The sequence below is a fragment of the Rhodococcus tukisamuensis NBRC 100609 genome (assembly GCF_001894985.1).
Classification (GTDB): domain Bacteria; phylum Actinomycetota; class Actinomycetes; order Mycobacteriales; family Mycobacteriaceae; genus Rhodococcus_G; species Rhodococcus_G tukisamuensis.
Genome location: NZ_BCXG01000027.1, coordinates 40506 through 62632, shown reverse-complemented (window position 1 = coordinate 62632; position 22127 = coordinate 40506). Strand labels below are relative to the sequence as shown.

The window sequence follows — 22127 nt, the reverse complement described above, 5'->3', positions numbered from 1 at the left end:
ATGAGCACGAGCGAACACCAGTACGGCCGCACCGACGGCTACGACACCCCCGCACCGGACGTGTTCCGGATCGACCACGGGTCCGACGGGCGCGAGGCAGCCGTAGACGCCGACTCCTGGGCCGGTTCCGAGGGATCCGAGATCGGCGTCCTGGATGTCCACGACGGTGAGGTCGAGGTGGGCGGGTTCACGGACGCAGAGTTCGAGGACGGCGAGGTCCACGAGGGTGAGGTCCTCGAGCCGGCGAGGTCCGTCCCGGTCGAGGAACGACTGATCCGCAGCCTGATCGGGCTCACCACGGCGACCGCGGTCACGTCGCTGCGCCTCACGGGTTGGGTGGCCGGCACCGCCGCCGTCGCCACCCGGCAGATTGTCCAGGCCGCTTCCGAGGCCGCCGAGGCCGCGAAGGAGGGCGCCAGGCAGCCACTCGAGCGCCAGGAGCCGCGCCTGGAGCCTGTGCGTTCGCAGCGTAGGGTCCGGACACCGAGCCGAGCCGGGTCGGCGAGCCGCACCACGCCGCGTAAGACCACGGCCGACGGGCTGGCAGAGTTGCGAGCCCGGGGCGACCAGTTGCTCGAGCGGTCGGCAGACGTGCGTGACAGCGACGACCTGCACCCGGCGTACGACCGGATCCTCGACCAGTTGGCACCCGACGAGGCGCGTGTCCTGCGGCTGCTCGCGACGTCCGGTCCGCAGCCGAGCGTTGACATTCGCACGGGCCGGCCGTTCGGTGTCGGTTCGGAGATGGTCGGCGAGGGCCTGTCGATGATCGGGGAACTGGCCGGGTGCCGGCACGTGGACCGCACCCACGCCTACCTGCACAACCTGCACCGTCTGGGCCTGGTCGCCTTCTCCCGCGACGCCGTCGACCTGGACCGCTACCAGGTGGTGGAGGTGCAGCCGGCGATCGTCGAGGCCGTGAAGAAGGCGGGCCGGTCCGCGAAGGTCGTGCGCCGCAGCGTTCATCTGACCTCGTTCGGTTCGGACTTCTGCCAGACCTGCTTCTCGCTGCCCGGCAAGGGGGCTGTGTCGCCGGTACTGTGACCACACCGCTCCCCGTCGTTGTTGTCGTCGAGAGGAAGTCATGAAGACAGAAATCAGTTGTGGGCCCGCGTTCGCATTCGCCGAAATCAGTGTCCCCGCTGGTGGATCGGTCCGGGTCGAGGCCGGGGCGATGGCGACGATGCGAGGCGACATCTCGATCACCACGTCGACTCGGGGTGGCTTCCTGAAGGGCCTCCGCCGATCCCTGGGCGGATCGAGCTTCTTCGTCAACGACTTCAGCAGTGATCACGGTGGTGTCGTGGGCGTCGCCGGCGCGCTGCCCGGCGATCTGGCGGAGACCACCATCGACGAGGCGACGGCGCTGCTCGTTCAGTCCGGCTGCTGGCTCGCATCCGACGCGACCGTCGACGTCGACTCGAAATGGGGTGGCAGCAAGGGCTTCTTCAGCGGTGCCGGTCTCGTTCTGTTGCGCTGCAGCGGAAACGGCGAGATCCTGCTGTCCAGCTACGGCGCCATCCGATCGCTGATGCTCAGCGACGGCGAGACGATGACGCTCGATTCCGGTCACGTCGTCGCGTTCGACGAGAACGTCCAGTACCGCATCCGCAAGGCCGGGGGGTGGAAGTCGATGATCCTCGGTGGCGAGGGCATTGTCACCGAGTTCACCGGGCCGGGTCGGGTCTGGATGCAGACCCGTAGCGCGACGGACCTCGTCGACTGGCTTCGCGCCAGGATGCCGTCGAACAGCAGTGGCAGCAGTAGCAGCAGTAATTGACCCCGGGTAAGTTGGGCGGGATTTTGCATCTGGCCGAACGTGGAACTGGGGGAACGAGTGCGCGCGCTGCCGAGGGGATTGACGACCGTCCTGGTCGCATTTGCAGTGATGGTGGGAGGGGGCGCGCAGTCGTGGGCGCAGCCGACCGGATCCGAAAGTTGGGCCCTGCCGAGTGGATCGGCCGGTGGCCCGCCGTCGGGTGAGCCCGGGGGAGGTGTTCCGGTAGGCGGAGCCGACGGCCAGTCCGAGCTGGCGCGGGTCGCGGCGCAGTTGCTGGCACCGCCCGCGAACAGGTCGGTGAGTGTGGCATACGTCGATTCGACGGGCGTGCAGTCGGCTCATCTCGGCGCTCACGACGCCGGCGAATATGAAATCGGTTCGATGACCAAGACTTTCACCGGCGCCCTGCTGGCTGTGGCGGTCGACCGCGGTGAGGTGCGGCCGGACTCCCGGCTCGGGGACTTCCTGCCGGTGCAGGGCACGCAGGTCGCGGACGCGACGCTCGAAGAACTGGCCGGGCATCGGTCGGGCCTGCTCGAGTTCGCGGTCACGCCGGAGATGCTGGCCGGCGGTGTGATGTGGAAGCTGTTCGGCGACAACCCCTTCACCTTCGATCGGGAGCAGTTGATCCAGCAGGCACGAGTCGCGCCGCTGACCGGTCGTGGGACGTTCAGGTACTCGACCCTGGGCATGGCCCTGTTGGGGCAGGCGCTGGCCTCCGCGGCCGGTACGGACTACGCCAGCCTGGTCCGTGACCGGATCACCGATCCGCTCGGCTTGGGCAGCACCTGGATCCCGGCCACCGCGGCTGACCTTCCGGCGACTGCCAGCGTCGGTGTCGACGAGTGGGGCCGCCCGCAGGATCCGTGGGCGATCGGCGCGTACGCTCCCGGCGGCGGCGCGAGGTCGACCATCACGGACATGACCACCTACGCCCAGGCGCTGCTGCGTGATCAGGCGCCGGGAATGGCTGCGCTGCAGCCTCGTTGGCAGGACGGTCCAACGCTGCGCCGGGGCTATGCGTGGGCAGTGTTCTCACGGGACGGTGTCGACTACACGATGCACTCCGGTGGGACCGGCGGTTTCTCCGGAATGATTGTCCTGGACCGGGCGCACGGTGTCGCGGTTGTCGTCCTGCAGGACGCTGCGGGCGCGAAGGAACGCCCGGTGATCGACCTGTTGCGGGAGATGCGCGACCGCTGAGGTCGCCGCTACTCCACACGTGACGCAGACCGGTTGCGGCCGAGTGCGTCTCGGCCGCAACCGGTCTGGTTGTGGTGGGTGCAGGTCTTTGCTGAGTGGCCAGTGCTCTCGGGTCAGACTCCGTGGATCGCGCGCCGGTTGTGGGCCGGCCGGGGTCTTCGCGACGGGTCGACCCAGGCCGGCGGCGTGAACCACGGATGGCCGTCGTCGCCGATCTGCACGGCCCAGTGGTTCCTGTGGATGATCGTGTGGTGCTTCTTGCACAGCAGCACGAGGTTCGACAGCGCGGTCGGACCGCCCTTGGACCAGTGTTGGACATGGTGCGCGTCGGTCCATGCGGCGGGGCGGCCGCAGCCGGGGAAGGCGCAGCCGCAGTCCCGCGCCACCAGGGCTTTGCGGAGTTTCGGGGAGACGACGCGGGTGGTGCGGCCGACGTCGAGGGGGTTGCCGCCCCGGTCGACGAAGACAGGGGTGACCTGCGCGTCGCAGGAGATGCGGGCGGCGACGGCCGCGGAGATCGGGCCGGCCCACGGCATGGTGGCGTGCCTTCTGCGGCGGTAGTGCCGAGGCGGCCTGACGTCCGCGCAGCCGCCGTAGCCCTTTCTGCCTGTGGGTCCGGTTGCGTTGTCGGAGTGGTAGTCCCAGTCGCTTCCGGACCAGGCTCCGGTCGCGGGGGTGGGCGCCGTCGCTGAGGCCGCGTCTCTCAAGGCGTCGACGTCGATGGTGACCGTGACGTGGGGTCGTTCGCCGCCCTCCATCGGGCCGCGTGCGTTGTGGAGGTGTCCGCGGATGATGTGTTCGAGGGCGTCGGCGCGGCGCTTGGCAGCGGCGCGAGGGTCGGGGATCGGGTGCCCGTGGTCGTTGGTGCTCGGGTGCGGCTTGGACAAGCCTGACAACGCGGTCTGGAGGGCTTCGCCGGTCTCGGCGTCGAAGGTGCCTGTCACGTGCACCCGACCGCCGAGGGTGGCGCTGGCGTGGAACTCGTTGAGTTCCGGGTTCTCGGCGTCGGACGGCAGGTCGTTGTCGCGTTCGAACAGGATCTCCATCTCGCGGGCCCGGTTGCGCAACTGTTTGGGGTCGTCGATCTGGGCGGCGATGAGCAGGTAGGCCTCGCAGTCGTCGGCCCGGCCGCTGTTGGGGTCGGGGTGTTCCCAGTCCGTTTCCGCGGGTTCGACCTGAAAGTCCTTGGTGAGTTTCGCGAGGCGGTCGAGGAAGTTGACGATCACCTGGACGTGACCGAGCTCGATCCGTCCCTCGTTCAGCACGTCGGCCACCCGCGGATGCAACGGCAAATCTCGTGAGATGCGAACGATCTGTGATGCGCGGGCACGGTGCATCCGGGTGGCACCGGCGAGCCAGGAGGTGGTGTCGGCGGCGCCGGCGTGTTCGGGCAGGCACCTTTGGTCGGCCTCGTGGACGAGTCGGACGAGGAGGGCGTCGCGGGCGCGGATGTCCTGAACCAACTCCGGCACCGCCGCCAGAATCTCGGTTTCGTCGAGTCGCCATGCCTCGACCCGGGCGGGGTCGGTGAGCATGGCGTCGAGTTTCATACATCGAATTCTACTCGCACACGCATTCGATCACAATAACGTTTCGCCTGGTGAAGAATGTGTGGGCGCAGAGAAGCGCTGGATGAGAAGATGTCCGCCATGACGCATAAAATCGCGGAGGTTGCCCGTTTCGAGCCGATCGAGGACGTCCGTCCGTCCGATCACGCGTGGCCGCAGATGGTCTGGCCGGTGCCCGCGGGGACGGAACTGGTCGGCGAGGCCGTGCGCCTGACTCCGGTCGACCCGGCCGCCGACGCGCATGACCTCTTCCACGCCCTCGACCGCGCCGACGTGTGGGCGCACGTGCCCGGCCGGCCCGCAGACCCGGCGGATCTCGAGAAGATCCTGGGTGCCCGGTGCGCCCAGCCCGAATGGCAGCCGTGGACGGTGCGGACGCGACACGCCGTGGGCGACGTACCGGCGGGTGCCGTCGTCGGAATGACCTCGTTCCTCGACGTGGCGACGTATGACGGGCGCCTGGAGATCGGCTACACCCTCTACGCCCCTGCCGTGTGGGCGACCGCCGTCAACCCCGAGACAAAGCTCCTTCTGCTTGGGTACGCCTTCGACACCCTCGGCGTGGGACGGGTGCAGCTGAAGACCGACACCCGCAATCACCGTTCACAGCAAGCGATTTACCGGCTCGGCGCCCAGTACGAGGGAACCTTGCGTCGGCACTTCCGCCGTCCGGACGGCACCGTCCGCGACACCGTGATGTTCTCGGTGACCGCGGAGGACTGGCCCATGGTGCGTGAGCGTCTCGCCCGGCGGCTCGGCAACGACTGAACTACGAGGCCGAGCGCCATCCCCAGTCGATGTCCGGCACGTCGGTCCATACCTTGCCGGGAAGCTGGGGATCGCGCCGCCCGAGGAACGAGGTCACACCCTCGAACGCGTCCGGACTCGCGAGGCTGCCGGCGATGATCGCCGAGTCCACCCGGTGCACCGTGTCCGGATCGGCCAGCGGGAAGAAGGCCGCGGAATCCTTGAACCTCAACCCGATTGCCACTCGGCTCGCCCCGCTGCTGGGGATCACCCCTCGATGCTGAGCAACGGCCACGCCGGACCGGGACTGCGCGGATCATGTCGGTGCGGGGATCAGGACTGTTCGATCGGCGGCAGGACGTCTCGGACGATCGTCGACATGGTGTGGACCAACAGGTCACGGACCTGGGGGCGGGTCAGTGTGCCGGCGTCGAGCCACTGCCGGCTGGCCGACTTGGCCAGGCCGCCGTAGGGCACCACCACGCGCGGACGGCCTCGCGGTGCCGTGCCTCGGGTTCGAGACCGAGGCGTCCATCATCCGGGTCGCGGCCACGCCGTCGGCCTCCCGGAGGATTTGCTCGAGTTCCGGGTCGTGCGTCATGTCCTCCGACATCACCGTCGACATCCGCATGCCCCGGTGCCGCTCGGCGACGTCCGGTCATCGGTCGATCGCCGCCGCGATCCGCTGGAAAATGTTGGCGGACTACGGGATTCGTTCGATCGCGATCGCCGGGACGAACACGAAACGGCGGACCACCTCGAGGTACAGCTCGCGCTTGTTCCCGAAGTAGTGGTTGACCAGTGGGCGTCCCACCTCGGCCGCCGCCGCGATCTCGGTGGTCGACACGTCCGAGTACGGCCTCTCCTCGAAAATCTTTGCCGCGCACTCGATGATCTGCGCCCGGCGGGCCGCGGGGTCGAGCCGCCGAGCCGTCGCCGGTGCGGAGTGCGTCTCGGGCATGACCGGAGATTATCCGCAGGTGCGGTTCAACGGCGGAACAGGTTGCGCAGGAAGCCGCCGGACGAGGTCGGGCGCTCGCAGGTGCAGCGGCGGGCTGCGGGGACGTGCCGCATGACGTCGTCGACGTGGTTACCGCAGCCCTTCCAGGTGGTCTTTCCGCAGTTTGGACAGGGGGTCGGTTGGCACATGAGGGTCCTTTCGGTCGTGTGCACTCAATTATACCCATGGGGGTATCTAGCCCGGGGGTGTCGTGGGGCAGCAGGGTGGTGCGATTCACCGCAGGGCGGCGCCTCGGCTGGGGCCCCGGTCTGGTCCAGGCACCCACCGGCGGGCCGATCGAGCATCAACGACAGCCTCATGTCACTGACGCCAGTCGTGAATCCTCAAGACCTACGGAGGCGCCCGTACCCCGCGGCAGGAGGTCCTCGACCATTTCCCGTGGCATGACCCGGCGAGTACCAGCGACTGCTGGAGGGGAGCGCGGTTCTGGAATTCGACCCCGCAATTCCCGGGATCCCAGGATTTGCGGTCCACGGTGGATTTGCCCTGCGCCCGCGGGAGGACCGCGACGGAAACTTGATGATCCGGGTGAACGAGCACACCACCCTCACCGAGAAGGGGCGAATGCTGTGGCGATTCCCTCCGGTGCTGCCGGAGGTCGTCTGAACTGGCGAGGCGCTCAGCCGCGCGACCGACTGCGCCCGCGTGGCGCCCCGTGGCCGAACGGCGCGGTGCAGAATGGGCGGGTGCCGATCCGAATCGCCGACTCCGAGCGCCGCGCGCGCCTGGCCCAACGTCACCGCCTGGCCCCGGAGGCCCGCGCCGAGAACGTCACGGAGGCGGCGAGAAGCCTTGTCTGCCTCCACGGTACGGACCCGGCGACCATCTACCTGTCGGCCCGGGCGCGGGTCGGCGGCATGGCGGTCGAGGACCTCGACCGGGCGCTGTATGCGGACCGCACACTGGTCAAGCACCTCGCGATGCGCCGCACCCTGTTCGTGTTCCCGCGCGAGTCGCTCCCGTACGTTCAGGCCGGCGCCAGCGACCGGGTCGCCGACGCGGAACGGCGCCGACTGGTCCGCGAGGTGGAGAAGGCGGGCCTGTTCACGGACGGCGCGGCCTGGCTGGACGCGGCCGGCGACGCGGTGCTCGGCGCCCTCGCCGACGTCGACCCGACGGCGTACGCCGAACTGCGCGAGGAGATCCCGCTGCTGCGCGGGTCGATGACCTACGGCGAGGGCCGCAGCTGGGGCGGGCAGGTGTCGGTAGGCCCGCGGGTGCTGACCGTCCTGTCGGCCGAGGGTCGGATCGTGCGTGCCACCAACGACGGGCACTGGCGGTTGTCGCGGAACCGGTGGGCGACAGCCGAATCCTGGCTCGGCGCACCGATCGAACGTCGGTCGGCCGCCGACGGTGCTGCCTGGCTGGTCACGGCCTGGCTGCGTGCCTTCGGTCCCGGTACCGAGGCCGACATCAAGTGGTGGCTCGGGTCGACGGCGACCATCGTGCGGAAGGCGCTCTCCGTGCTGGACGTCGTCACCGTCGACCTGGACGGTCAGACCGGCTACCTGCTCGCTGACGACCAGGATCAAGTGGAGCCAGTCGCGCCGTGGGCGGCCCTGCTGCCCGCGCTGGATCCCACCACGATGGGCTGGCGGGACCGGGACTGGTACCTCGGACCGCACCGGGATCTGCTGTTCGACACCGCCGGCAACGCCGGCCCGACCGCGTGGTGGGACGGCCGGATCGTCGGCGGCTGGTGGCAGGACGAGGACGGACAGGTGGTGGTCCACCTCCTCGACGACGTCGGCTCCGAGGCGCGCCGGGCCCTGGACGAGGAGGCCGAGCGGCTGTCCGCCTGGCTCGCGGGCGTCCGGGTGCTGCCGCGCTTCCCGTCACCGTTGGCGAAGCTGCACGCCTGACCGCGTCAGCGCTGCATGGACCCCGTCGCCAGGTGCCGCTGGTGGAACGAGAACGCCTCGCCGAGCAGGTGCGGGGTGTGTCCCGCGCCGGGCTGCGCGTCGGCGCGGGCCAGGTAGTCGTGCAGCAGCGGCCGGAACTCCGGGTGCGCGCAGTTGTCGATGACGGCGCGCGCCCGGCGCCGCGGGGACAGCCCGCGCAGGTCGGCCAGACCCTGCTCGGTGACGATGACCTGGGTGTCGTGCTCGGTGTGGTCGACGTGCGGGACCATCGGGACGATCGAGGAGATCGCGCCGCCGCGTGCGGTCGACGGGCTCAGGAACATCGACACGTAGCCGTTGCGGGTGAAGTCCCCGGACCCGCCGATGCCGTTCATGATCTTGGTGCCCATCACGTGCGTCGAGTTCACGTTGCCGTAGATGTCGGCCTCGAGCATCCCGTTCATCGCGATGATGCCGAGTCGCCGGACCACCTCGGGGTGGTTGCTGATCTCCTGCGGCCGCAGCGTGATGTGGTTGCGGTAGAAGTCGACATTCGAGGTGAACTCCTCGAGGCCCTTCTCCGACAGAGCCAGGGACGTGGCCGATGCGTGCGCGACGGCGCCGTCCTTGATCAGCCGCAGCATGGAGTCCTGGATGACCTCGGAGTAGCAGGTCAGATCGCGGTAGCCACCCCGGTCGAGTCCACCGAGCACCGCGTTGGCGACGTTGCCGATGCCCGCCTGCAGCGGCAGCAGCGAGTCGGCCGGCAGACGCCCGGCCTTCACCTCGTGGTCGAAGAAGTCGAGTACGTGCCCGGCGATCGCGATGCTCACCGCGTCCGGTTCGGTCAGCGGGCTGGCGCTGTCGGGGCAGTTGGTCTCCACCACCGCGACCACCTTGTCCGGGTCCACCCGGAATGTGGTCTGGCCGATCCGGTCCGCGGCGCTGGTGATCTCCAGCGGGGTCCGGTTCGGCGGCAGCGCGGTGCCGTAGTAGATGTCGTGGATGCCGGTCATGGCGTCCGGCACCCAGGAGTTGACCTCGAGGATCACCTTCTTGGCGACGTCGAGCCAGGTCTTGTTGTTTCCGACGGAGGCGGACGGGATCAGCTCGCCGGCCTCGGTCACGCCGGCCACCTCGACGACTGCGACGTCCACGGTGCCGTAGTAGCCCTCCCACACCTGCTGCGCCACGTGCGAGAGATGGATGTCGACGTAGTCCATCCGGCCCTCGTTGATCTTGCGGCGGGCGGTGGCCTCGGACTGGTAGGGCATGCGGAGCGCGATGCCGTCGATCTCCGCGAGCGTGCGTTCGGTCTCCGTGGAGACCGACGCCCCGGTGAGCAGGTTGATGGTGAAGTTCACGCCGGCCCCGCGGGCGTGGTGAATCCGCTCGGCGAGCGCCGGGATGATCACCTTGGGGGTGCCTGCGCTGGCGAAACCGCTGATGGCGACGGTGTCGCCGGCGTGAATGTGCCGGACGGCCTCGTCGGCGGTGGTGACCTTCTCGCGAAATACCGAGCTACGAATTCTTGCCATTTTCGCCCCGGATTCGATTTCGTCGTGTAAAGGAGTCACCGGGACAGGCTAGCGGGTGTGATCCCGGCGACTGCATGCGCGGCCGTCCACTACCGTGGTCGCGGACCGCACAATCGCGAAAGACCGGGCACCGGAGGTACTTCAATGACCGACGCCGAGGACCGCTCGACGCCCCCGGACCCGCTCGGTTCGCTGGCGCCGTTTGCCGGGCGCTGGGTCGGCGGCGGGTACGGGCACTACCCGACCATCGACGACTTCTCCTACGAGGAGGAGATCGAGTTCACCACGACACCCGGCAAGCCGTTCCTCGGGTACCGCTCGCGGACCTGGTCGCCGGGCCGCGAGCGTCCGATGCACACCGAGAACGGCTACCTGCGCCGCGCGGCGGGCGAGGCCGTCGAGTTGCTGGTCAGCCAGCCCACCGGGTTCGTCGAGCTGCACCGCGGCGAGGTGCGCGACGGGGTGCTGGAGCTCACGCAACTGACCCTGAGTGCGTCGCCGGACGCCAAGCCCGTGCACGGGCTCCGCCGTCGGCTGGAGGTGGTCGGCGACGTCCTCACCTATGACATGTGGATGTCGCATGCCGAGACGCCGATGACCCACCACCTGCAGGCCCGGCTTCAGCGAGGCTGAGCCGGACCGCGGGGCATCAGCCCCAGCGGGACTGCCCGCCGTCCAGCGGGATGGTCGCGCCGGTGAGGTAGCCGGCGTCCGGGCCGACCAGGAACGCGACCGCCTGACCGATGTCGGTCTCGGCGTCGCCGATCCGGCGCATCGGGATGCTGGCGACGAACGCCGCCGCCTCGTCGGGGCGGGCGTCGGCCCACCGCTGCAGCCCCGGTGTCTGCGCGTGCGGGGCGACCGCGTTGACCCGGATACCGTCCACCCCCCACTCGCAGGCCGCGGCGCGGGTCAGGGCGCGCACCCCCTCCTTGACCGCCGCATAGCCGCCGTAGGTGCTCGCGTCCCAGCGCACCGCGACCGCGCTGACCATGTTGACCACCGCGCCACCCCCGCGAGCCTTCATGTGCGGGTAGCAGGCCTGCATGGTCCGCAGCGTCGCGACCGGGCCCGAGTTCAGCCCGGCCGCGAGCGCGTCGGGGTCGAGGTCGAGGACGGGGCCGAGCGGGTTGAGGCTGGCGTTGTTGATCAGGATGTCGATGCCGCCGAACCGTGCGACGGTCGCGTCGACGGCGGCGGTGATCTGGCCGGCATCGGCGATGTCGGCGACGATCGGTTCGGCTCGCGCGCCGAACCCGCGGATGCTCTCGCACGTCTCGATCAGCTTCGACTCGGTGCGCCCGACCACTGCAATTGCCGCGCCCTCCTTGGCCAGCGCGAACGCGATGCCCTGGCCGACGCCCTGTCCTGCCCCGGTGATCAGCGCGATCTTTCCGTCCAGCTTGCCCATCTGAAGCCTCTCCACGTGTTCGCCTGCCGTGATCCGACCCCGGTGTGGCGTCGGCTCTGTCGACGCGAAGTGAACCAGTCGGCCACGGGGTCCGGGGCGGTGCTCTCGATGGCCGGGAGTCCGCTGACCAGCGGACCGATGAGTTCGCGTTGCGGCGTGGGTCTGTACCTGCGAACGTCCTCACGGATGAGGACGTGAACCGTCGGACCCCATACGAAGGAGCCCCACAATGTCCCGAATGCTTTTCGTGAACATGCCGGTGAAGAACATCGACGCGACCCGGAAGTTCTTCGACGGACTCGGTTTCGGGTTCAACGAGACCTTCAGCGACGAGAACTGTGCGTCGATGGTGATCAACGACCTGACCACCGTCATGCTGCTGCAGGAGGCGCGGTTCCGAGACTTCATCGCCGACGACATCTGCGACACCTCGAAGGCCCGCGAGACCCTGCTGTGCATCTCCGCGGACAGCCGTGAGGAAGTCGACTCCATCGTCGACACCGCCATCGGTGCCGGTGGTTCGGCCTGGATGGAGGCGCAGGACCAGGGCTTCATGTACGGCCGCGCGTTCCGGGACCTGGACGGGCACGTCTGGGAGGTCATGTGGATGGACCCCGCCGCCGTCGGCTGACCGCTGCGGCGCCGCCGGTGCATGCGACTGACGCCGACAGGGCTACGGCGCACGCACCGGCCATCGGCGGCCTAGGCTCGAACTGCGCGTAAACCCCACGAGGGCAGGACGGTTCGCATGGCCGAATCGATCGACGAGCAGTTCGTCGAGACCGTCGGGGCGATGGTGAGCCCGACCCCTGGTCGCTCGCCCGCCCCGACGGCACCCGTGCGTGAGGGTTCGGCTCTCACCGCGGCCCGGTGCCTCGAGCTGTTCGACGCCCAGTTGGGCAGCCGGCACCTGGACCTGGCCGCGCGTGAGCTGCGGGCGCGGGGCCAGGGCTACTACACCATCGGCTCGGCCGGCCACGAGTCGAACGCAGCGGTGGCCGGGGCGCTGCGACCCACGGATCCCGCACTGCTGCACTACCGTTCGGGGGCGTTCTTCCTGGAACGGGCGCGGCAGGTCGGTGGCGAGGCCGGGCTGCACGACGCGCTTCGGGACGTGCTGCTCGGGGTGGTGGCGGCCGCGGCCGACCCGATCTCGGGCGGCAGGCACAAGGTCTTCGGTCGCGAGGACCTGGCGGTGATCCCCCAGACCTCCACGGTCGCCTCGCATCTGCCGCGCGCGGTGGGAGTGGCGTTTGCCCTGGGGCGGGTGCCCCGGCTCGGGGTGGTGCCGAGGTGGCCCGTGGACTCGGTGGTCGTGTGCAGTTTCGGGGATGCCTCCGCCAACCACTCCACCGCCGTCGGTGCGATCAACACCGCGGCGAACACGGCGTTCCGGGGCCTGCCTATGCCGCTGCTGCTGGTGTGCGAGGACAACGGCCTCGGGATCAGCGTGCCGACGCCGCCGGGGTGGGTCGAGGCCGCCTACTCGGGTCGGGCCGGCCTCGAGTACCTCGCGGTGGACGGGGCCGACCTCGCCGGGACGTTCGACGCGGCCCGCTACGCGGCCGGCCGGGTCCGGGGGCGGCGTCGCCCGGTGTTCCTGCACCTGCGGACGGTGCGGCTGATGGGGCACGCGGGGTCCGACGTGGAGTCGGCGTACCGGACACCCGCCGAAATCGGTGCCGACGAGCGCCGCGACCCCCTGTCGGCGGCCGCGAGGCTGCTGGTGGAGTCGGGGCTGCTGACCCCGGCGGAGGTGCTCGACCGGTACCGGCTGATGCGGAGCAGGGTCAGGGCGCTCGCGGACGAGGTGGCGGGGGAGCCGAGGCTCCTCACCGCCGCCGCGGTGACGGCCCCGCTCGCGCCGCCGGATCCCGGCGCGGTGGCCGCCGCGGTCGACTCTGTCCGTCGATCATCCAGCGGTGCAGAGGAACTGGTCGAGCCTGCGGCATCGCTCACGGTGGCGCAGGCGATCAACCGCGCGCTCGGGGACATCCTGGCGCACTGCCGGGAGGCGTTGGTGTTCGGGGAGGACGTCGGCCGCAAGGGCGGCGTCTACGGGGTGACCCGTGGCCTCGCGGCCCGGTTCGGCGCCGCTCGCGTCTTCGACACAGTCCTGGACGAACAGGCGATCCTGGGCTTGGCTGCGGGGGCGGGGCTCAGCGGCCTGCTCCCGATCGCGGAGATCCAGTACCTGGCCTACCTGCACAATGCCGAGGACCAGATCCGGGGCGAGGCAGCGACATTGGCATTCTTCTCGGACGGCAGGTATCGGAACCCGATGGTGGTGCGGGTTGCCGCGTACGGCTACCAGAAAGGCTTCGGCGGACACTTCCACAACGACGACGCGGTCGCGGTTCTCCGCGACATCCCCGGCATCGTGGTGGCCTCGCCCGCCAGGCCCGACGACGCGGCCGCGATGCTGCACACCTGTACGGCCGCGGCCAGGGCGAGCGGCGCGGTGTGCGTCGTCCTCGAACCCATTGCGCGGTACCACACCCGGGACCTGTACGAGCCCGGCGACGGGCAGTGGTCGGCGCCGTACCCGCCGGCGTCGTCGCACGTACCGATCGGCCGCGGCCGCACCTACGGTTCGGGTCGGGACCTGACCATCGCGACTTTCGGCAACGGGCTGTTCCTGAGTCTGCGTGCGGCGCGGCGGCTGCAACGCCGGGGAGTCGAGGCCCGCGTACTGGACCTGCGCTGGCTGATCCCGCTGCCCGTCGAGGACCTGCTCCGCGAGGCGTCCGCGACCGGCCGGGTGCTGGTGGCGGACGAGACACGGCGTTCTGGGGGTGTCTCGGAGGGCGTACTCGCTGCCCTGGTCGACCACGGCTTCGCCGGGGCGATGGACCGGGTTGCCAGCGCCGACAGCTTCGTCCCGCTCGGCGACGCGGCCCGGCTGGTCCTGCTCTCGGAGGACGAGATCGTCGACGCGGCGGAAGCGTTGGTGCGTAGGTGAGGGAAAGGCAACGAGCCGTGGGACCCTGCCGCGTATGACAAGCAGCCGTGCCTGACCGGTGTCGACTACGCGGTGGCGATGCACCCGCCACGCCGCGGTGACGGGTGCGACCGAGCTGCGCCCTATTCGGTGACCGGACTGTCCGTCGACTGACGTACGGCAGCCGCGGTCGGCCGGTGCGCCCGGCGCCGCAGGGACCTGACCGCGGCGACCGGGTCCCACACCCCCGGCCGTCCCCGCACGATCGGGTAGCAGGCGAGCCCGATCAGCACCGCGGTGAAGTGCCCGACGTCGGTGAAGTTGGGCGAACTCAGCAGCGGCACCCCGAAGAAGACCAACACCCCCGCCAGGTAGACGAACCGCCAGGGCTTCGCGATCCGGTAGGTCAACACCGCGACGACGCCGGCCAGCCCGTAGCTGACGCCGACGTCGAGGGTGAAGGCGGCGGATTCCGGGGCGTGACCGTGTTGGATCGCCCAGTAGAGGACGCCTTCGCTGAGGTAGGTGGCGCCGACGTGTGCGATCACCACCACGGCCAGCCAGCGCAGCGTGCCCAGCCAGCGCTCGGCTGGCACGTGGAAGAGGTTGTAGACGACGAAGTAGAGCGGCCAGCCTCCGCCTGCGAGCCAGAATGCGCTGGTGACCAGCACCCGCAGCGGATCCTCCTGCAGGTGGTGCAGGTTGGTCGAGCGGCTGCCGAGCACGTGCCGTTCGGCGCCGGGCGAGAGTCGGTGGACGACGATCGAGGTGGCCAGCAGGATGCCCAGCCAGACGAAGGTGCCGGGCGCGCGCCGCACGTACCGCCACGCCGCGCGGGGGAGCGGCGCCAGGCGTCGCCGGAGGGAGACCGTCACCAGACCAGTGTGCGCCCCGCCGGACGACTTCTCAGTCCTCCGGCAGCGTGATCCCGAGAGCGGCGGTCCGGGCCTGCACGGCCTCCGGGAAGACGTTCCGGAACAGGTACAGGTCGCGTCCCATCACCCAGCCCGGCGCCAGCCGGGTCGCGTACCGCTCGAAGTAGCCGAGCTGCTTGCCGAACAGCACCAGCTCCTCCGGGCTCGCGACGCCCCACAGCTTGCCGATCTGCACCAGCGCCATGATCAGCGAGCTGAGCTTGAGTTCGCCGAGGTCGTTCGCGAACACCGGCGCCAGCACCGCCCCGACCTGCTGGCCGATCTCCTCGTCACTGGCCTCGAGGTCGGTGGTGAAGCCGAGGCCGCGCAGTCCGCGGGCGACCCGGGAGAAGTCGCCGTCGAGCAGCGTCGCGTAGAACATGTCCTTCAGGACGCCCCGCCACGACTCGGGCAGCTCGCCCACGATGCCGAAGTCCAGCATCGCGATGCGACCGTCGTCGAGGACCCACAGGTTGCCCGCATGCACGTCGCCGTGGAACGGGCCGTGCACGGTGATCGCCTCGATCCAGGCCTTGACGCCCCGCCGGATCAGCATCTGGCTGTCGGGGCGTTCGCCGGGGTCGATCCGGTCGAGCGGCGTGCCGTGCATGCGTTCCATGCAGATCACGTGCGGGCCGCAGTACTCCCAGTACACCTCCGGCGCGGTCACCCCATGGTTGTCACCGAACGACCACAGGGCCGTCCGGAAGCGGGTCTGCCGGTCCGCCTCGACCGCGCTGTTCAGCTCGGTCATGGTGGCGCGGTGCAGGTCCCGGACGATGGCGGTGGCGTTTGCGATGCGGAAGAACTCGCTGAGCCGCTCCAGCAGCCGGGCGCCCCAGTACGCGGTCCGCAGGTCCACCAGCATCCGGTGGTAGATGCCCGGTCGTTGCACCTTGATCACCGCCTGCCGTCCGTCGGGCAGCACGCAGGCGTGCACCTGGGCCACCGACGCCGCCGCGAGCGGGGTGTCGTCGAACTCGGTGAACAGGGCCTCGACGGGACGGCCGAGGTCCGACTCGATCACAGACCTCGCGGACCGGGCGGAGACCGGCGGCACGTCGTCGAGGCAGCGCAGGCAGGCGTTCGCGAGCGGTGCCGGAAAGACACCCGGCGACGACGCCATCAGCTGGCCGAGCTTGACGAAGGTGGGACCCAGCGCCTCGAAGGCGTCGACGATGCCCTCGGATGCGGCGTCGGCCCAGCTCATCCCGCGGCGGGTGAAGGGCTTCGTCCCGAGTGCGAACAGCACGCAGGCAGTGATGACCGCGGCGACCACGAGCGCCCGCCACAGCTGCGCGAGGCCGAATCGCTCCAGTTCGGGCATGTCCACTGTCAATGCGTGGCTGGGCGGACCCGACTCGAAGGGGCCGACGGGACGCAGGAACTGTCCGGGCACTGCCTCACACCTCGTTTCGCGTTCGGCCAGCCAGCTTAGGGGCGCGACCGAGAAACGTCGATCGCCTTCCGCGGTTGCGGGCCCCGATGGTGCATCCTGACACCCAAGGAGGTTCTATGCGCAGGATTTTCGCAGTGGTCGCAGTCCTAGTCCTGGCCTCGGGCGTCGGTGTCGTCGGGGGCCAGGCCGCCTCAGCAGAATCAGGGGGTCCGGATCGCAGCATTGACGGGCTACCGGGCAGCGGTCCGTGCTCGACCGATCCGCCCGCCACCCACGCGTCGTTGATACCGGAGCGGCTCGAGGTGCCGATCCCCTATCCACGGATCATCGAGGTGCCGTTCCCGGCGCCGGAGACGCCGACCATACGGATCGACGCCCCGCCGCTGCCGGCGGACCCGTGTGCCGACCCCTGCCCCGACCTGACGAACGTGCCACTGCCGCCCGCGACGGGGTTGTCCAGCACGCTCGGCCTGCCGCAGATCAGTGCCAACTTCACCCCGTTCAACTTCGGCATTCCCGTTCAGGGTTCGGGCAACGGCCCGTTGTTGCCGGACCCGCCGGTGCCTGCCCACCCGGTCACCGAGAACGCTCCGCTCGCACCACCGCTCGCCGCACCCCGGGTGGGTGCGGTCACGATGGTCGCCAAGGAGACCGGCGCGAGTTCAGTCAACCGCACCGACAAGCGCTGGCAGGTCGACGGCACCGACCTCGGCATCATGTGGGAGAGCGAGCCGGGCAAGATCGCGGTGGCCTTCGGGGACACCGTCGGCCGCGACTTCCACCCGCCGGGCGGGCAGGGCCAGGACTGGCGCAGCAATGTCCTTGCCTTCAGCACCGACCGAAACCTCTCGAACGGAATGAGTTTCGACGAGATGGTGCAGGACAGCCGGTGCCACGCCGCGGAGATCCTGGGCAGTCGCAAGCTCGACAACGTGGAGATCACCACGATCCCCACATCGGGATTCGCGCTCGGCTCCCGGCAGTACCTGAGCTACATGTCGATCCGTACCTGGAACAGCATCCCGGGCACGATGTTCACCAACCACGGCGGCATAGCCTATTCCGACGACGGCGGTCAGACCTGGACCAAGGATCCGTATGCCCAGTGGGACAACATTTTCGGCCTGGCCCGGTTCCAGGTGACCGCGATGGTGCCGCAGGGTGGCTACGTGTACATGTTCGGCACCCCCAACACCCGGCTCGGCGAGATCGGACTCGCGCGGGTGCCGGAGGACCAGGTGCTGAACAAGTCGGCGTACCAGTACTGGAGTTCCGGGACGTGGACCGCGGTCGGTGGTGCGGCCTCGGCCACCCCGATCCTGAGCGGCCCGGCGGGCGAACTGTCGGTCCGGTACGACGCGGGCCGGGACCGGTGGCAGATGACGTACCTCGACACCGCGAAGACCTCGATCACGTTGCGGGAGTCCGCGGCGCCGCAGGGGTCTTGGTCGGAGTCGACGCCGCTGGTCGGAGTGGACAGGTACCCGGAGTTGTACGGTGGATTCATCCACCCCTGGTCCACGGACGGCGAACTGTACTTCATGTTGTCGACCTGGTCCGACTACAACGTATTTCTGATGCGGGCCGAATTATCTTGAACTGAAACGAGTTTCGGCGCGCCCAGGCAAGGAGGAGATCGACCGATGTGGCCCGCCGACTGGCCGCGCGCGGTCCGCGACATCGCGTCCGCCACCGACGACGCGGCGACCGCGGCGCGTGCCGCCGACCTCGGGGTATTCGTCGAGGCGAGCGAGCGCCTGCGCGCCGTCGACCTCGAGCAGGTGCGGGCGGTGCACTCCGCGATGGTCCGTGAACTTCTCGAGGACCTGCACCCGGACGGCCTCACCGGGGAGGCCGTCCAGGCCGTCCTCGAACGCTGCGCGCGTACGGCAGCCGTCTGGGTGCCCGACCTGCAGGTCCCGCTGCTGGTGGCCGTCCTGACCGGTTCGCTCGGGCTGTCGGACCCGGACGAGGAGTTCGGTGCCTCGGACCGGTTCGGGTTGGTGCGGCACGCGCTGCTGGTGCTGGCGGACCTGCTCGGCGCGGCGCAGGCTCCGGCGTCCGGCTACCTGCGGCGCGCGGTCGCGGAGATCGAGCGGGCGCAGACCGTCGAGATGCCCTGAGCCCACCCGGTCTCAGCCGTGCAGCAGGTTGGCGCCCGCGATCATCGCCCGGACCGAGGAGTCGGTGGCGTCGTCGCCGATCCCGAATGCCCAGTGCCGGCGTCCGGCGTGCTCGCACAGCAGGAAGGTCGCGGCGCGGCCGTCGGCCAGGCCCTGCTGGTGGAAGTCCAGGATCTCGAGCTGGAAGCCCGCGTCGTGCAGCATCGAGGTGAGCGCGGAGACGGGTCCGCAGGCGATCGCGGTGGCCTGGTGGATGGCGTCGCCCAGGCCGAGCGTGGCCTTGAACTCGCTGCGGCCGGCGCCGAGACTGAGCGTCGACCAGCGGCCGAAGCGGATGGGGCCGCTGGAGGGCGAGTAGGTCTTCAGGAAGGTCTGCCAGCTCATGTCCGCGGCTTCGGTGCGCAGTTCGCGGGGCATCGGGGAGCCGAATTGCTGCGCGAATGGGTCGGCGGCGGTGCTGGAATGAGTGGTGAAAGCGCGGTGAGTGTTCATTCTCGTGGTCTTCCTGGTGGAGAGGGGAGGACCAACGCGTAGCTCAACGACCCGCAGCGAGGGGTCGGTCCGAATCAGACCCCGCTACGGCGACGAACTACGAGAATGCGCTTCATGGGCGCCATCGTAAGCGCGTTCGGATGTCGGCGCAACCTTCCGGTTACCTCGCGGCGAGTGGTGACCAGCGCCACAGTGACTGTTTTCTGGAACCGGACATTCAACTGGACGCTTGTCCTATAAAGGACACGAGGCGTGACGGGGGTCGAAGTCGGGGTCAGGACCTGCGGATTTGCCCAGAATGCCGTCGTGCACCGGTTCCACACACTGGAGGATCTGTATGTCCCGTAACTCGATGCGCCGCGTCGCATCCGTCGTCGCCGCCACCGCCCTGCTCGCGGGCGGACTCGCCGTGGGCACTGCCTCGGCAGCCGGCTCGTCCGACTTCGGCAGCGCCGGCTCGTCCGATGCCCCCGAGTCCCCGGCCGCGCAGAAGCCGCGCTCGGCCACCAAGACCGCCGACAACATCTCAGTCACGAAGCAGGTCGTCGGCGACGGCAAGGTCGCCCCGGGCCAGAAGGTGACCTACCGGACCACCTTCACGGTTCCGAGCGGCCTGGATCGCGGCATCACCAAGATCAAGGACATCCACCCCGCGGGATTCGAGTACGTCGAGGGCAGTGCCTCGATCAACGCCTGGCACCTGATCGGTGGCCAGACGAAGGAGTCCGTCACGCCGGAGGTGAACGTCGCGGACAACTACATCCGAGTGTCCAGCCCGACCGGCTGGCTGGTCTCGTCCATCGACGCGAAGACCCTGACCTTCGAGGCGACGTACCTGGTGCCGTCCGATGCCAAGGTCGGCGAGGCGTTCGACAGCGGGCTGGCCTTCGACGTGCTGTTCTTCGCGTCGACCCAGAGCTTCAACCCGATGGGCGTCTTCGCGACCGTGCGCAACGCCAACCTGGTCGAGGGTGTGGGCAGTGGTTCGGCCGCGCTCGGCCTGGGCTCGTCCGACGGCACCGGCTCGGCGGGCTCCGCGATCATCGAGGACCCGGCCGGGTTCCTCGGAGAGGTGATCGGCAGCGCGTTGAAGAGCGCCAGCTAGTTCGTCAGTGCCTCGGTGAGGGCCGCCCGGGAACTTCCGGGCGGCCCTTTCTGGTGCCTGTGGGTCGGAGGGCGCGACAGCGACCCGGCAGCAAACCAAGCGGACGCTCGGTTTAGCATGGGTTCTTACCCTGTGTCACCCGAATGGAGATCTGCATGTCCCGTTACTCGATGCGTCGCACCGCGTCCGTCGTCGCCGCCACCGCCCTTGTTGTTGGCGGCATGTCCCTGGGTGCCGGTAGCGCGGCTGCGGTTCCGGAGGGCTCCTGCGACACGAACAACCTGACGGTGTCGAAGAAGGTGCTCAACAACGGCGAGGTGGCACCGGGTGGCGAGGTGCGGGTGCGTACGGTGTTCTCGGTGACCGGGCATCCGGAGCGCTACCTGAACAAGCTCGTGGATGTTCATCCCGAGGGGTTCTCCTACGTCCGGGGTACCGCGACGGTCGATGCCTGGACCCTGTTGTCGGGGCAGAAGACCAAGGATGTGGAGCCGTCCGTGCAGGCCTCCGCGAACACCATCACCGTGTCCGACGCCGGCTACCTGCTCTCCCCGACCGGCAACAAGACCGTGACCTTCGAGGCCACCTACCTGGCCCCCAAGGATGCCAAGGTGGGCGCCGAGCACGCCTTCGGGTCGAAGTTCGACGTCTCGCTCTTCGAGACGACCCAGGTGTGCGGCGACCTGGCAACCGTGAAGGTTCGCGGCAAGAACATCGTCGAGGGCGCGACCTCCGGCTCCGCCGATCTCGGCTTCGGCTCCGCCGACACGGAGGGCGGCTCCGGCTCTGCGGGCTCGGCCGTCATCACCGATCCGGCCGGCTTCATCGGCAGCATCATCGGCAGCGCCCTCAAGAGCGCCAGCTAGCAACGCGTCAGACATCGAGGGCCGCCCGAAACTCTCCGGGCGGCCCTCGATGTGTTCGGCGCAGTTCGCTACCGCGCCGGTGACTCATGGATCAGCCGACGATCAACACCCCGACCAGCGCGATCGTCGCCACCCACACGGTGGAGAGTGCGGCGAGGACGAAGGGCCGTGGACCGACGCCGCGGATGACGCTCACGTGCACGCTCGAGCCCAGCGCGAACATCGCGGCCGTCAGGAGCGCGGTCTGCACGAGCTTGGCCACGTCGAGGAAGGCGTCGGGGAGCAGGCCGGTCGAGCGCAGTGCCACGCAGCCGAGGAACGCCACCGTGAAGAGCGGAACCAGCGGCGGGCGCTTCACGTCCGCGGACGAGGCTCCGGAGGTGCGCCGGGTGTGCAGGCTCAGGTATGCCATGACGGGGGCCAGCATCAGCACGCGGGCGAGCTTGACGACCGTGGCCACGGCCAGCGCGCCGCCGCCGATTGCGGTGCCGGCGGCAACCACCTGGGCGACCTCGTGGATCGAGCCGCCGGCCCACATGCCGGCGTCGAGGTTGCTCAACCCGAACAGGCTCGCCAGGAGCGGAACGGTCGGAATCATCAGGGTGCCGAAGATGACGACGAGCGCGACCGCGGTGAGCAGCTCCTCTTCCTTCGCGTTCACCACGCCGTCGGCGGCGGCGACGGCGGCCGCACCGCAGATCGAGAACCCACAGGCGATGAGCACCCGCTGCGTCCAGGACAGCCCGAGGAGCTTGCCGGCGTACATGGTGCCGGCGATGCCGAGAACGACGATCGCCACGACCACCGCGATCACGCCCCAGCCGAGCCCGAGGATGTCACTGAACATCAGCTGCAACCCGAGCAGCGCGATGCCGACGCGCAGCAGTCGCTTGGAGGAGAAGGTCAGTCCCGGACGGAGGCGCGCGGGCAGCTTGACGAGGTTGGCCATCACCGCACCGCCGACAATGGCGATGAGCAGGGGGCTCACGGTGGGCAGGAGCCGTCCGATTCCCATTGCCAGCAGAGCGCCGACGGCGCAGAGCGCCAGTCCCGGGAGCAGGTCGGCCTTTCCTGCCGGGGCCGGCGGGGTCGAGGTGGCGGGGACAGCGGACCGTTGCTCGGTCGCGGAGTCGCTCAAATTGCTGGGCATAGTTCAAGGGTCCGCTACGTCGGCACGT

23 protein-coding genes are annotated in these 22127 nt (G+C 69.5%); 12 read left to right on the top strand and 11 right to left on the bottom strand.

The window, feature by feature from the left end:
• The 3 genes from RT2_RS25195 (at nt 1) to RT2_RS21260 (ending at nt 2983) form a co-directional block, all read left to right on the top strand.
• Complete coding sequence (locus RT2_RS25195) at nt 1-1044, top strand: Abi-alpha family protein (protein ID WP_083577537.1); 1044 nt, start codon at nt 1-3, stop codon at nt 1042-1044.
• Nucleotides 1045-1084: 40 nt separating this feature from the next.
• Entirely contained in the window at nt 1085-1780 is a 696-nt protein-coding gene (locus RT2_RS21265; protein ID WP_072846791.1) for a TIGR00266 family protein, read from the top strand.
• 108 nt (nt 1781-1888) lie between these two features.
• Nucleotides 1889-2983, top strand: coding sequence for a serine hydrolase domain-containing protein (locus RT2_RS21260; protein ID WP_083577536.1), 1095 nt, complete (start codon nt 1889-1891; stop codon nt 2981-2983).
• Between the two features lie 113 nt (nt 2984-3096).
• Here the strand turns inward: RT2_RS21260 and RT2_RS21255 are convergent, their stop codons facing one another.
• Entirely contained in the window at nt 3097-4533 is a 1437-nt protein-coding gene (locus RT2_RS21255; RefSeq protein ID WP_072846789.1) for an HNH endonuclease signature motif containing protein, read from the bottom strand.
• Between the two features lie 99 nt (nt 4534-4632).
• Between RT2_RS21255 and RT2_RS21250 the strand changes: the two genes are divergently transcribed.
• The gene (locus tag RT2_RS21250) at nt 4633-5319 is read left to right on the top strand and encodes a GNAT family N-acetyltransferase (RefSeq protein ID WP_092776453.1); all 687 of its coding nucleotides are present in this window, start codon (nt 4633-4635) and stop codon (nt 5317-5319) included.
• Between the two features lies 1 nt (nt 5320).
• Here the strand turns inward: RT2_RS21250 and RT2_RS21245 are convergent, their stop codons facing one another.
• From RT2_RS21245 to RT2_RS26920, 4 genes are all read right to left on the bottom strand, one after another.
• The gene (locus RT2_RS21245) at nt 5321-5569 is read right to left on the bottom strand and encodes a hypothetical protein (protein WP_139191311.1); all 249 of its coding nucleotides are present in this window, start codon (nt 5567-5569) and stop codon (nt 5321-5323) included.
• A gap of 62 nt (nt 5570-5631) precedes the next feature.
• The gene (locus RT2_RS26605; RefSeq protein ID WP_245709539.1) at nt 5632-5781 is read right to left on the bottom strand and encodes a hypothetical protein; all 150 of its coding nucleotides are present in this window, start codon (nt 5779-5781) and stop codon (nt 5632-5634) included.
• A gap of 220 nt (nt 5782-6001) precedes the next feature.
• Nucleotides 6002-6259, bottom strand: coding sequence for a TetR/AcrR family transcriptional regulator (locus RT2_RS26600; protein ID WP_245709540.1), 258 nt, complete (start codon nt 6257-6259; stop codon nt 6002-6004).
• 26 nt (nt 6260-6285) lie between these two features.
• Entirely contained in the window at nt 6286-6447 is a 162-nt protein-coding gene (locus RT2_RS26920) for a DUF8730 family Cys-rich protein (RefSeq protein WP_092776456.1), read from the bottom strand.
• 558 nt (nt 6448-7005) lie between these two features.
• On the opposite strand from RT2_RS26920, the gene RT2_RS21230 reads away from it, so the two are divergent.
• Nucleotides 7006-8181, top strand: a complete 1176-nt coding sequence (locus tag RT2_RS21230) for a winged helix DNA-binding domain-containing protein (RefSeq protein WP_092776459.1) — start codon at nt 7006-7008, stop codon at nt 8179-8181.
• A gap of 5 nt (nt 8182-8186) precedes the next feature.
• Here the strand turns inward: RT2_RS21230 and scpC are convergent, their stop codons facing one another.
• Nucleotides 8187-9698: a succinyl-CoA:acetate CoA-transferase ScpC gene (scpC, locus tag RT2_RS21225; RefSeq protein WP_072846785.1), complete on the bottom strand. Its 1512-nt coding sequence runs from the start codon at nt 9696-9698 to the stop codon at nt 8187-8189.
• Between the two features lie 144 nt (nt 9699-9842).
• On the opposite strand from scpC, the gene RT2_RS21220 reads away from it, so the two are divergent.
• Nucleotides 9843-10331 carry a heme-binding beta-barrel domain-containing protein gene (locus RT2_RS21220; RefSeq protein WP_072846784.1) on the top strand — a complete coding sequence of 163 codons (489 nt, stop codon included), beginning with the start codon at nt 9843-9845 and terminating at the stop codon, nt 10329-10331.
• A 16-nt stretch (nt 10332-10347) separates the two neighbouring features.
• Here RT2_RS21220 and RT2_RS21215 read toward each other — a convergent pair whose 3' ends face one another.
• Complete coding sequence (locus RT2_RS21215) at nt 10348-11109, bottom strand: SDR family NAD(P)-dependent oxidoreductase (RefSeq protein ID WP_072846783.1); 762 nt, start codon at nt 11107-11109, stop codon at nt 10348-10350.
• 229 nt (nt 11110-11338) lie between these two features.
• Between RT2_RS21215 and RT2_RS21210 the strand changes: the two genes are divergently transcribed.
• Together RT2_RS21210 and RT2_RS21205 are read left to right on the top strand one after the other, a co-directional pair.
• Nucleotides 11339-11740, top strand: coding sequence for a VOC family protein (locus RT2_RS21210; RefSeq protein ID WP_072846782.1), 402 nt, complete (start codon nt 11339-11341; stop codon nt 11738-11740).
• A gap of 117 nt (nt 11741-11857) precedes the next feature.
• Nucleotides 11858-14071 (top strand): thiamine pyrophosphate-dependent enzyme, encoded by a 2214-nt coding sequence (locus RT2_RS21205; protein WP_072846781.1) that lies wholly within the window; start codon nt 11858-11860, stop codon nt 14069-14071.
• A gap of 122 nt (nt 14072-14193) precedes the next feature.
• Here RT2_RS21205 and RT2_RS21200 read toward each other — a convergent pair whose 3' ends face one another.
• Both RT2_RS21200 and RT2_RS21195 read right to left on the bottom strand, forming a co-directional pair.
• The gene (locus RT2_RS21200; RefSeq protein ID WP_083577535.1) at nt 14194-14925 is read right to left on the bottom strand and encodes a rhomboid-like protein; all 732 of its coding nucleotides are present in this window, start codon (nt 14923-14925) and stop codon (nt 14194-14196) included.
• A gap of 31 nt (nt 14926-14956) precedes the next feature.
• Nucleotides 14957-16291 carry an ABC1 kinase family protein gene (locus tag RT2_RS21195; protein ID WP_083577534.1) on the bottom strand — a complete coding sequence of 445 codons (1335 nt, stop codon included), beginning with the start codon at nt 16289-16291 and terminating at the stop codon, nt 14957-14959.
• 188 nt (nt 16292-16479) lie between these two features.
• Between RT2_RS21195 and RT2_RS21190 the strand changes: the two genes are divergently transcribed.
• Complete coding sequence (locus RT2_RS21190; RefSeq protein ID WP_072846779.1) at nt 16480-17961, top strand: glycoside hydrolase family 183 protein; 1482 nt, start codon at nt 16480-16482, stop codon at nt 17959-17961.
• Between the two features lie 45 nt (nt 17962-18006).
• Entirely contained in the window at nt 18007-18486 is a 480-nt protein-coding gene (locus tag RT2_RS21185) for a hypothetical protein (RefSeq protein ID WP_072846778.1), read from the top strand.
• Between the two features lie 12 nt (nt 18487-18498).
• Here RT2_RS21185 and RT2_RS21180 read toward each other — a convergent pair whose 3' ends face one another.
• Nucleotides 18499-18978: an alpha-isopropylmalate synthase regulatory domain-containing protein gene (locus RT2_RS21180; protein WP_072846777.1), complete on the bottom strand. Its 480-nt coding sequence runs from the start codon at nt 18976-18978 to the stop codon at nt 18499-18501.
• 337 nt (nt 18979-19315) lie between these two features.
• Here RT2_RS21180 and RT2_RS21175 point away from each other — a divergent pair, with 337 nt between their 5' ends.
• Together RT2_RS21175 and RT2_RS21170 are read left to right on the top strand one after the other, a co-directional pair.
• Nucleotides 19316-20083 (top strand): DUF11 domain-containing protein, encoded by a 768-nt coding sequence (locus RT2_RS21175; protein ID WP_083577533.1) that lies wholly within the window; start codon nt 19316-19318, stop codon nt 20081-20083.
• A gap of 155 nt (nt 20084-20238) precedes the next feature.
• Nucleotides 20239-20949, top strand: coding sequence for a hypothetical protein (locus RT2_RS21170; RefSeq protein ID WP_245709541.1), 711 nt, complete (start codon nt 20239-20241; stop codon nt 20947-20949).
• A 91-nt stretch (nt 20950-21040) separates the two neighbouring features.
• On the opposite strand, the gene RT2_RS21165 is transcribed toward RT2_RS21170, so the two are convergent.
• The gene (locus RT2_RS21165; RefSeq protein WP_072846776.1) at nt 21041-22099 is read right to left on the bottom strand and encodes a YeiH family protein; all 1059 of its coding nucleotides are present in this window, start codon (nt 22097-22099) and stop codon (nt 21041-21043) included.
• Nucleotides 22100-22127: the final 28 nt, after the last annotated feature.

What these genes read in the sequence shown, in the direction of transcription:
- RT2_RS25195 (WP_083577537.1), top strand. Translation starts at nt 1, where the DNA reads ATGAGCACGAGCGAACACCAGTACGGCCGCACCGACGGCTACGACACC.
- RT2_RS21265 (WP_072846791.1), top strand. Translation starts at nt 1,085, where the DNA reads ATGAAGACAGAAATCAGTTGTGGGCCCGCGTTCGCATTCGCCGAAATC.
- RT2_RS21260 (WP_083577536.1), top strand. Translation starts at nt 1,889, where the DNA reads ATGGTGGGAGGGGGCGCGCAGTCGTGGGCGCAGCCGACCGGATCCGAA.
- RT2_RS21255 (WP_072846789.1), bottom strand. Translation starts at nt 4,533, where the DNA reads ATGAAACTCGACGCCATGCTCACCGACCCCGCCCGGGTCGAGGCATGG.
- RT2_RS21250 (WP_092776453.1), top strand. Translation starts at nt 4,633, where the DNA reads ATGACGCATAAAATCGCGGAGGTTGCCCGTTTCGAGCCGATCGAGGAC.
- RT2_RS26600 (WP_245709540.1), bottom strand. Translation starts at nt 6,259, where the DNA reads ATGCCCGAGACGCACTCCGCACCGGCGACGGCTCGGCGGCTCGACCCC.
- RT2_RS26920 (WP_092776456.1), bottom strand. Translation starts at nt 6,447, where the DNA reads ATGTGCCAACCGACCCCCTGTCCAAACTGCGGAAAGACCACCTGGAAG.
- scpC (WP_072846785.1), bottom strand. Translation starts at nt 9,698, where the DNA reads ATGGCAAGAATTCGTAGCTCGGTATTTCGCGAGAAGGTCACCACCGCC.
- RT2_RS21220 (WP_072846784.1), top strand. Translation starts at nt 9,843, where the DNA reads ATGACCGACGCCGAGGACCGCTCGACGCCCCCGGACCCGCTCGGTTCG.
- RT2_RS21215 (WP_072846783.1), bottom strand. Translation starts at nt 11,109, where the DNA reads ATGGGCAAGCTGGACGGAAAGATCGCGCTGATCACCGGGGCAGGACAG.
- RT2_RS21210 (WP_072846782.1), top strand. Translation starts at nt 11,339, where the DNA reads ATGTCCCGAATGCTTTTCGTGAACATGCCGGTGAAGAACATCGACGCG.
- RT2_RS21205 (WP_072846781.1), top strand. Translation starts at nt 11,858, where the DNA reads ATGGCCGAATCGATCGACGAGCAGTTCGTCGAGACCGTCGGGGCGATG.
- RT2_RS21195 (WP_083577534.1), bottom strand. Translation starts at nt 16,291, where the DNA reads ATGCCCGAACTGGAGCGATTCGGCCTCGCGCAGCTGTGGCGGGCGCTC.
- RT2_RS21190 (WP_072846779.1), top strand. Translation starts at nt 16,480, where the DNA reads ATGCGCAGGATTTTCGCAGTGGTCGCAGTCCTAGTCCTGGCCTCGGGC.
- RT2_RS21185 (WP_072846778.1), top strand. Translation starts at nt 18,007, where the DNA reads ATGTGGCCCGCCGACTGGCCGCGCGCGGTCCGCGACATCGCGTCCGCC.
- RT2_RS21180 (WP_072846777.1), bottom strand. Translation starts at nt 18,978, where the DNA reads ATGAACACTCACCGCGCTTTCACCACTCATTCCAGCACCGCCGCCGAC.
- RT2_RS21175 (WP_083577533.1), top strand. Translation starts at nt 19,316, where the DNA reads ATGTCCCGTAACTCGATGCGCCGCGTCGCATCCGTCGTCGCCGCCACC.
- RT2_RS21170 (WP_245709541.1), top strand. Translation starts at nt 20,239, where the DNA reads ATGTCCCGTTACTCGATGCGTCGCACCGCGTCCGTCGTCGCCGCCACC.
- RT2_RS21165 (WP_072846776.1), bottom strand. Translation starts at nt 22,099, where the DNA reads ATGCCCAGCAATTTGAGCGACTCCGCGACCGAGCAACGGTCCGCTGTC.